The organism is Amycolatopsis deserti (assembly GCF_014653945.1).
In the GTDB taxonomy this organism is placed as follows: domain Bacteria; phylum Actinomycetota; class Actinomycetes; order Mycobacteriales; family Pseudonocardiaceae; genus Amycolatopsis_E; species Amycolatopsis_E deserti.
Genome location: NZ_BNAU01000013.1, coordinates 192,577 through 200,256, shown reverse-complemented (window position 1 = coordinate 200,256; position 7,680 = coordinate 192,577). Strand labels below are relative to the sequence as shown.

The following is a 7,680-nucleotide window of genomic DNA, read 5'->3' as shown; positions in this document are numbered from 1 at the left end:
GCCTGATCGCCCGGTTCGGCTCCAAGAACCTGATCGTGGCCGGGCTGTGGGCACTGGCCGCCGGCCTGGTGTGGCTGTCCTTCGCCCGCCCCACCGGAACCTTCGCGATCGACGTGCTACCCGCCTCGCTGGTGGCCGCCCTCGGGCAGGCGCTGGCGTTCATCCCCTCCCTGGGCATGGCCCTCTCCAGCGCCAAACCCGAGGAAGGCGGACTCGCCTCCGGCATCGTCAACACCGCCTACCAAATCGGCTCCGCCCTCGGCCTGGCCGCGATGACCGCACTCGCCCTGTCCTCCGGCGCCGGCGAACTCGGCAACACCATCGCCCTCACCAACGGCTTCTCCGCCGCCTTCCTCGGCGCCGCCGCCCTCGCCGTCCTCGGCAGCTTCCTCGCACTGGCCACGATCCGCACGGAAGCACCCAAGCAGGAGGTGAGCAGCCTCTGACCCCCACCGCCTGCTCCCTCGCGAGACAGGAACGGCCGGTGAGCGGCGAACCGCTCGCCGGCCGTTCCCGCGCCGCGGGCCTCTACCGGGACTGTTCCAGCGGGTTCCGGGCGATCCGGGTGGCGAGGTCGTTGCCGATGGCGGCCGCCGCGGAGCTGTCCGGCTTGCGCTCGGCCTGGTCCCGGAAGCACCGGACGAACTCCTCGGCCAGGGTCAGCCGCGGATACCGGTCCAGCACCTCGGCCTGGAACCCGGCGGGGAAATCGCCGAGGTGGCGGCCCGTGATGTCGACCCGGTGGAGCGGGCCAGGAGGAAGCCCTCCGGGTCCTCGTCCGGGTCCACCTCGTTCGACATGTGCCGGACGATCACCTCCGACAGGCGCTCGCGCCGCTGCCGCGGCCACCCGGCCCCCGCGGCGAACACCCACGCCACATGGCCCCCGGCGACTTCGAAGGGCACCGTGTGGTTGTCGAACTCCTCGACCAGCCCGACGTCGTGCAGCAACGCCGCGACGAACAGCAACTCGCCGTCGAAGGCGACGTCGTGCACGGCCCCGTAGGCCGCCGCCCACACGTATGCGCGGAACGAGTGGTTCAGCAGAGCGGGCGAGGTGTAGGTCTTCGCCACGTCGATCGCGTTGAGACAGACGGGACTGTCCGGAAGGGGGACATCGCTGAGCCGCATGCGCTGATTGTCCCCGGAACCGGGTATCCACGGCAGGGACAGGCACGCGGCCGCCGGGGCGGCGGACACTGCGGCCATGAGTTCATCGGAATCAGCGGCCACCCAGGCCCCGGGCTTCGCACGCACCCGCGTCGGGGCCGTCACCGTGACCACCGTCTACGACGGCGCGCTGCCCATCCACGCGGCCGACATGCACGGCGAGTCCGCCCAGCGGATCACCGAGCTGCTGGCCGACGGTTTCCTCCCGCCCGAGGGAGACCCCCTGACGGCCGTGAACACCTTCCTGTTCGCATCCGGCGGACGGACGGTGCTGGTCGACGCGGGCGCCGGCACGTCCCTCGGCCCGGGCACCGGCCACCTGACGGCGAACCTGCGCGCCGCGGGAACCCCGGCCGGCCAGGTTGACGACATCCTCATCACGCACCTGCACCCTGATCACGCCTTCGGCCTGCTCACCCCGGACGGGGACGCCGCATTCCCCGCCGCGACCGTGCACGTGGCGGCCGCCGACGCCGAGCACTGGCTGGACGAGGCCGCCGCCGCTCGGGCCGAGGGCGTGCAGGCGCAGATCCACCGGTGGGCGGAACAGGCTCTGGCGCCGTACCGCGCCGAAGGCCGGTTGTCCACTTTCGACTACGGCGACTCCCCCGTGCCCGGGGTGACGGCCGTCGACCTGCACGGCCACACCCCTGGTCACAGCGGCTACCTCGTCGGCGACGCCGGCGCGGAGCTGCTGTTGTGGGGCGACACGATGCACTGCCACACCGTGCAGCTGCCGGCCCCGCACGTGGTGATGGCCATCGACAGCGATCCGGCGGGCGCCCGGGCCGCTCGCCTGCGGGTGCTCGAGGAGATCCGGACGCGCGGGTGGGCGGTCGGCGGCGCGCACCTGCCGTTCCCGGGCATCGGGCGGATCCGGTTCCGCGACGGTGAGGCCCGGTGGGTGCCCGTGCCGTTCCGGCCGTTGACCTTGGTCTGAACACGCCGGTGGCCGCCCCGCGAGGGGGCGGCCACCTGGCTCGGGACCTCAGCGCAGAATGCGGGCGAGGAACTCGTCGAAGGTCGTGGACGTCGCGGTTTCGGCGTCCCGCGGCCGGGTCATGGCGATGCGGCGTTCGGCGACGTCGCTGGTCATGGCCGTGGTGCCGTCGGCCATGTGTGCGGAGAAACCGCCGGCGAGGAGGGTGTCGCGCAAGGTGGCGGCATCGATCTGTTCGTAACGGGCGTCGCGGCGTCCGAGCGCCTCGCCGATGGCCGCGGTGATCTCGGCGAGGGTGATGTCGCGGGGTCCCTGCAGCTCGAGGGTGCGGGTGCGCGCGGCGCGCTGTCCGGTGAGGAGGCCGGCGGCGACCTGGCCGATGTCGGCCGTGTCGATGGCGGGGAGGGGGAGGCCGGCGGGGATGAGCCCGCGGGCGACGCCGGTGGCGCGGATCTCCTCGATCATCGGCAGGGTGTTCTCCATGAACCACCCGGGCCGCAGGTGGGTCGGTTCCACGCCGGGCAGCGTGTCGAGCGCTTCCTCCAGCCGGCGCAGACCCCACACCGGGCCACGGGCGCCGTCGTAGTTGGCGGCCCAGCCGCTGAGGCTCACGATCCGGGTGAGACCGGGGACGGCGGCGAGCGCCTCGCGGTGGGCGCTGATGACGCGTCGTTGGTACGCCGGGTAGTCGGTGCTGCCGGGGATGAGGCCGGGCGCGATCATGACGAACGCCGCGTGGGCGCCGTCGAACGCGCCGCGGAGGCTGTCCGGGTCGTCGTTGCGGGCTTCCACCGCTTCGGCTCCGCGGTCGGCGAACCGCTGGAGGCGGTTGCGGTCGCGGCCGAGCACCCGGACCTTCTCCCCGGCGGCCAGAAGCGCCTCGGCGACGGCGGATCCGGTGTTGCTGGTGGCGGACGAGACGACGATCATGCGTGTTCCTCTGGGTCGATCGGTGAATCAACGGCGGTGAGGGAGCCGAGCAGGGCGAGCCGCTCCGCCGACGGTGTGCCGGCCTCGGCCGCGCTGATGATCAGCCGCTGCCCGGGGTCGTCGGGCAGGCGGAGGATCTCCTCGTTCAGCTCGAGCTCGCCGACCACGGGGTGCCGGTAGCGGCGGACTGTGTGCAGGCAGTCCCGCACCGGGTGGTCCCGCCACAGGCGGGCGAAGTCGTCGCTGCCGGTGGCGAGCCCGGACACGAGCTGGTGGAGGGCGAGGTCGTCCGGCCGTTCCGCCGTGGCCAGCCGCAGGTAGGCGACGAGGTCTTCGGCCTGGCGTTCCCAGTCGGCGAACAGCGCGCGGACGGCCGGGTCGAGGAAGACGCGGCGGGCCTGGTTCGGTGCCTGCGGCGAGCCGATGGCAGCGATCTCCGCGGGAGTGAGCCCCCACAGCGCGTATCCGAGCGGGTTGCCGGCGAGGATGTCGGTGCGCCGCCCGACGAGCACGGCGGCCCCGCGGCTGCCCTCGACGAGGTCGCGAACGGGAGCGCGGACCTGGTCCTCGTGGCCGGCGCCACGCACCGGCGGGAGGGCTCGCGCCAGCCGGTGCAGGTGGGCGCGCTCGTCGGGCGACAGCTTCAGCACCCTGGCGATGGCGTCGAGGATCGCGTCGGAAACCTGGTGGCTCTCACCCTGCTCGAGGCGGGTGTAGTAGGTCGCGCTGACCCCCGCCAGCTCGGCGAGTTCCTCACGCCGCAGCCCCGGCACGCGCCGCCGGTCGCCGTAGGACGGGGCGATCCCGAGCTGCTCGGGGGTGACGGCCGCGCGGCGGGACCGCAGGAACTCGCCCAGCTCACCGGCGGAGGACTTGCCGGCCCTCGACTGACTCATGAAGTCAGTCTCCCTCGCGATCGCCTCCGGTTGCCTGTCCACGCGGTGGATAGGCAACCGGAGGCGTTGTTGCGGAGCGCGCGGCGCCCGGGTCAGCGGTCGACGGCGAGCCGGACGCCGAGGCCGGTGAAGAGTCCGCCGGTGGCGACCTCGATGCGCCGGCGGGCGGCGCGGCGGTACCGCAGCCAGGCGCCGATGCGCCCGGCGAGCACCCTGACCGTGCCGTCGACCAGGAACTCCATCGCCATGAGGATCACGCCGAGGATCGCGAACTGCAGCCACACCCGGCCCAGCGACGGGTCCACGAACTGCGGCAGCAGCGCGATCGTGTAGGTGACCATCTTCGGGTTGAGCAGGTTGGTCAGCAGCCCGGTCGCGAAGGCGCGGCGACCGGTCAGCCCACCGGCGGGCACCTCGCCGGGCACGCCCTTGCGGTGCCGGATCATCTGGATCCCCTGGTACACCAGGTAGATCGCCCCGGTGGCTGACCTCCGAGGGCCACCGGCGCAACATCCTCGACCGCGCCGGTTCTGGACGCAGGACTTCGGGTTCTAGGCGTCCCGGCGCGACCACAGCAGCCCGCCGCCCACCAACGCCGCCGCTGCCCACGCGGCCAGCACACCCAGCCCGGCCCACGGCGCGATCGGCAGGGCGTCCAGCCCGGTCGTCGCCTGGACGGACAACCCCGCGGTCATCGGGCCGAGGCGCTCCAACTGCCGCTGCCACTCCGGGTCGGGCACCACCGCCACCAGGATCGGCACCAGGTACAGCACGCCGAGCACCAGCCCGATCGCCGTCGCGGAGTCGCGGACCGCCGTGGCCGTGCCGAGGCTCAGCAGCGCGATCAGCGCCAGGTACAACACCGACCCGGCCGCCGCGCGCAACATCGGCCCGCCCGCACCCAGCCCCGGCAGCAGCGCCGCCCCGGCCAGCAACGACCCCACCACCGCGACCACGCCCGCCGCGGCCACGACCCCGGCGACCACGAGAACCTTGGCCCCCAGGGCGACCGGCCGCCGCGGGATCGCGGTGAGCGTCGTGCGCACCATGCCGCTGCTGTACTCGCCACTGATCACGAGCACCGCCAGGATCACGACCACCGCCTGTCCCAAGTAGACACCGGTGAGGCTGGTCTTCACCGGATCGCACCCGTCGCACCCGCTTCCTGCCGCCAAACCGCCGAGCCCGGCGGTGACCACGACGATCGCCACCAGCAGCCAGCCGGTGCCCGGCACCGTGCGCAGTTTCGTCCACTCGGCGTGCAGCGCGGTCTTCACGCGTCCCTCCGCCGCAGCGCGTACATCGCCAGCCCGAGCGCCGCGGCCGCGTACGCGCACAGCACCGCGAAGCCGCCCCACGGCGGCAACGGGTAGTAGCCCTGCGCGGGCGTGTACGTCGCCAGCACCTGCGGGTACTCGGGAATGCTCTGCTGCACCGCGAACGCCGCGGCCGGGGTGACCCGCAGCAGCCACTGCGCCACGCCGGAGGGCAGGACCGACGAGGTCGCCAGCAGGTAGGGCAGCACGAGCGTGGCGATGCCGATCGCCACCGCACCAGCGCTGCGCCGCAGCAGCGACCCCACCGCGAGGGCGAACACGGCGGCGACCGCGATCAACGCCGCGGTGCCCACGATCACCCGGAGCTCCGTCGCCGTCGGCACGGGGATGAGGATGTTGCCGTTGCCGCGCAGGATCGCCCGCCCGAGCGGCACCGCGATCAGCGCCCCGGCCAGCGCGGCGACGAAGGTGACCGTCCCCAGCACCAGTGCCTTCGCCGCGAGCACGCGTTCCCGCCGCGGGCTGGCGAGCAGCGTCGTGCGGATGAGCCCGCGCCGGTACTCCGAGGTGGCGAACAGCGTGCCGACCACGACCGCGGCGATCAGCCCGGCGAAGGCGCCCACCAGGCTCTGCTCGATCGTCTCGCCGTCGCCGGTCACGGCGGGCGCGATGTCCCCGGAGCCGCGCACGGTGATCGCGCCGCCGGACTCGGTGAACCCGCCGCCCAGCGAGGGGTAGGACATCGAGTCGGCGCCCAGGTCGTCGCCGCGCCAGCCCTCGGTGAACGCGCCGTCCCGGGTGATCCCGTTGAAGGTCGCGCTGACCTGCGTCGGGCCGCCGGTGATCTTGGTGCCGCCCAGGCGGCCGTCGGCGATGACGTTGTGGCTGGGCGAGGTCGCGAACAGCCCGGCCTCGATCGTCTCCGGCAACCCGGGCAGGTCGACCGCGCCGGCGTCAGCCCACGTGATGCCGTCCGCGGACACCGAGCCGCGGATGGTGTCGCCGGTGCGCGTCAGCCTCAGCCAGGCCCCAGCAGGCGCGGCGATGTCCTCGGTGAAGTTGTGCTGCATCCGCACGCCGCGCGCGCCGGTCTGCATCAGGGCGGCGTAGGCCGAGCCGCGCGTGGTGCCGTCCTTGACGATGATCCCGGCCTTCGCCCACGGCTCGACACCGCGCGTGCCGGTCAGCGGCGAGACACGGGCGGTGAGGGTGCCGTCTCCGGTGAGTGTGGAGTGGACGAAGAAGAACGAGTCGGTGACCGCCTGCCCGCCCGGCCCGGCCGGAACCGTGGGGTCGCACTTGTCGTCACCACAGGCGGTGTGGCTGCCCAGCGCGGAGAACAGTCCGATGAGGACGGTTACCAGCGCGGTGACGGCCAGGCCCGCGACCCAGCCGCGGACGGTGCGCAACTTGGTCCACTCGGCGTGCAGCAGCTGGGGAAAGCCGTCGCGCTGCGCGGTGGTCATCGCGGATCCTCCGAGCGGAACTCGACCGCGTCGCGGGTCAGCTCCATGTAGGCCTCCTCGAGCGAGGCGCGGTGGGCCGACACCTCGGAGAACGGCACCGCGTGCTCGGACAGCGACGCGACGATCCGCTCGGCGGGCAGACCCGAGACGGTGAGCACGTCCCGGTCGGTGGCGGCCACCGTGGCGCCCGCGCGGGCCAGCACCGTCATCGCGTCCGCGCGGGCGCTGGTGCGCAGCGTGACCCGGCCGGCCGCGGCGGTGGCGAGCAGGTCGGCGACGGCGGTGTCGGCGACGACCCGGCCGCGGCCGACGACGACGAGGTGGTCGGCGGTGTCCTGCAGCTCGCTCATCAGGTGGCTGGACACCAGCACCGCCCGCCCCTCCCGCGCCAGCGAGCGCAGAAACCCGCGGATCCACACGATGCCCTCGGGGTCGAGGCCGTTGAACGGCTCGTCGAGCATCAGCACCGGCGGATCGCCGAGCAGGGCGGCGGCGATGCCGAGCCGCTGCCGCATGCCCAGTGAGAACCCGCCGGCGCGGCGCCGCGCGACCTCCTCCAGGCCGACCTGGCGCAGCACTTCGTCGGCGCGGCGGCCGCCCAGTCCCTGCGAGTGCGCGAGCCAGAGCAGGTGGTTGCGGGCGGTGCGGCCGGGCTGCAGCGCGGAGGCGTCCAGCAGCGCGCCGACGTGGCTGAGCGGGTTGCGCAGGCCGCGGTAGGGCGTTCCGCTGATCAGGGCGTGGCCGGAGTCGGCGCGGTCCAGGCCTAGGACCACGCGCATGGTGGTGGACTTGCCGGCGCCGTTGGGGCCGACGAACCCGGTGACCTGCCCGGGCCGGACGGTGAACGTCATCCCGTCCAGGGCCTGGGCCGCGCCGAACCGCTTGCGCAGCCCGGCGACTTCGATGGTGGCTTCCATGCCGGGAACGCTAGGGCGGCGCGAGCGCGGGGTCGTCACGCCGCAGAGGGATTCCCGGTGGCGGCCCGAGGTCCCTCCCGGGAGG

At 73.7% G+C, this 7,680-nt stretch carries 10 protein-coding genes; 2 read left to right on the top strand and 8 right to left on the bottom strand.

From position 1 onward, the window contains the following. Positions 1 to 446, top strand: a 446-nt coding sequence (locus IE290_RS36670; protein ID WP_191249353.1) for an MFS transporter, incomplete at its 5' end; no start/stop codon positions are given. 82 nt (positions 447 to 528) lie between these two features. On the opposite strand, the gene IE290_RS38140 is transcribed toward IE290_RS36670, so the two are convergent. Next, the gene (locus tag IE290_RS38140) at positions 529 to 684 is read right to left on the bottom strand and encodes a hypothetical protein (RefSeq protein WP_229874927.1); all 156 of its coding nucleotides are present in this window, start codon (positions 682 to 684) and stop codon (positions 529 to 531) included. Then, entirely contained in the window at positions 660 to 1,130 is a 471-nt protein-coding gene (locus IE290_RS36665; RefSeq protein ID WP_229874926.1) for an HD domain-containing protein, read from the bottom strand. Before IE290_RS36665 ends, IE290_RS38140 begins: the two co-directional genes overlap by 25 nt. A gap of 76 nt (positions 1,131 to 1,206) precedes the next feature. Between IE290_RS36665 and IE290_RS36660 the strand changes: the two genes are divergently transcribed. Continuing rightward, positions 1,207 to 2,109: an MBL fold metallo-hydrolase gene (locus IE290_RS36660; RefSeq protein ID WP_191249352.1), complete on the top strand. Its 903-nt coding sequence runs from the start codon at positions 1,207 to 1,209 to the stop codon at positions 2,107 to 2,109. Between the two features lie 48 nt (positions 2,110 to 2,157). On the opposite strand, the gene IE290_RS36655 is transcribed toward IE290_RS36660, so the two are convergent. From IE290_RS36655 to IE290_RS36630, 6 genes are all read right to left on the bottom strand, one after another. Then, positions 2,158 to 3,039, bottom strand: coding sequence for an NmrA family NAD(P)-binding protein (locus tag IE290_RS36655; RefSeq protein ID WP_191249351.1), 882 nt, complete (start codon positions 3,037 to 3,039; stop codon positions 2,158 to 2,160). Then, entirely contained in the window at positions 3,036 to 3,935 is a 900-nt protein-coding gene (locus tag IE290_RS36650) for a helix-turn-helix domain-containing protein (protein WP_191249350.1), read from the bottom strand. Before IE290_RS36650 ends, IE290_RS36655 begins: the two co-directional genes overlap by 4 nt. Positions 3,936 to 4,027: 92 nt before the next feature. Next, on the bottom strand, positions 4,028 to 4,408 hold the full coding sequence (locus tag IE290_RS36645) for a LysE family translocator (protein WP_268246450.1): 381 nt from the start codon (positions 4,406 to 4,408) through the stop codon (positions 4,028 to 4,030). Between the two features lie 78 nt (positions 4,409 to 4,486). Continuing rightward, positions 4,487 to 5,212, bottom strand: a complete 726-nt coding sequence (locus IE290_RS36640; protein WP_191249349.1) for an ABC transporter permease — start codon at positions 5,210 to 5,212, stop codon at positions 4,487 to 4,489. Next, positions 5,209 to 6,678 carry an ABC transporter permease subunit gene (locus IE290_RS36635; RefSeq protein ID WP_191249348.1) on the bottom strand — a complete coding sequence of 490 codons (1,470 nt, stop codon included), beginning with the start codon at positions 6,676 to 6,678 and terminating at the stop codon, positions 5,209 to 5,211. The genes IE290_RS36640 and IE290_RS36635 overlap by 4 nt, the downstream gene beginning before the upstream one ends. Next, a complete protein-coding gene (locus tag IE290_RS36630; protein ID WP_191249347.1) occupies positions 6,675 to 7,595 on the bottom strand; it encodes an ATP-binding cassette domain-containing protein in 921 nt (306 codons plus the stop codon). Before IE290_RS36630 ends, IE290_RS36635 begins: the two co-directional genes overlap by 4 nt. Positions 7,596 to 7,680: the final 85 nt, after the last annotated feature.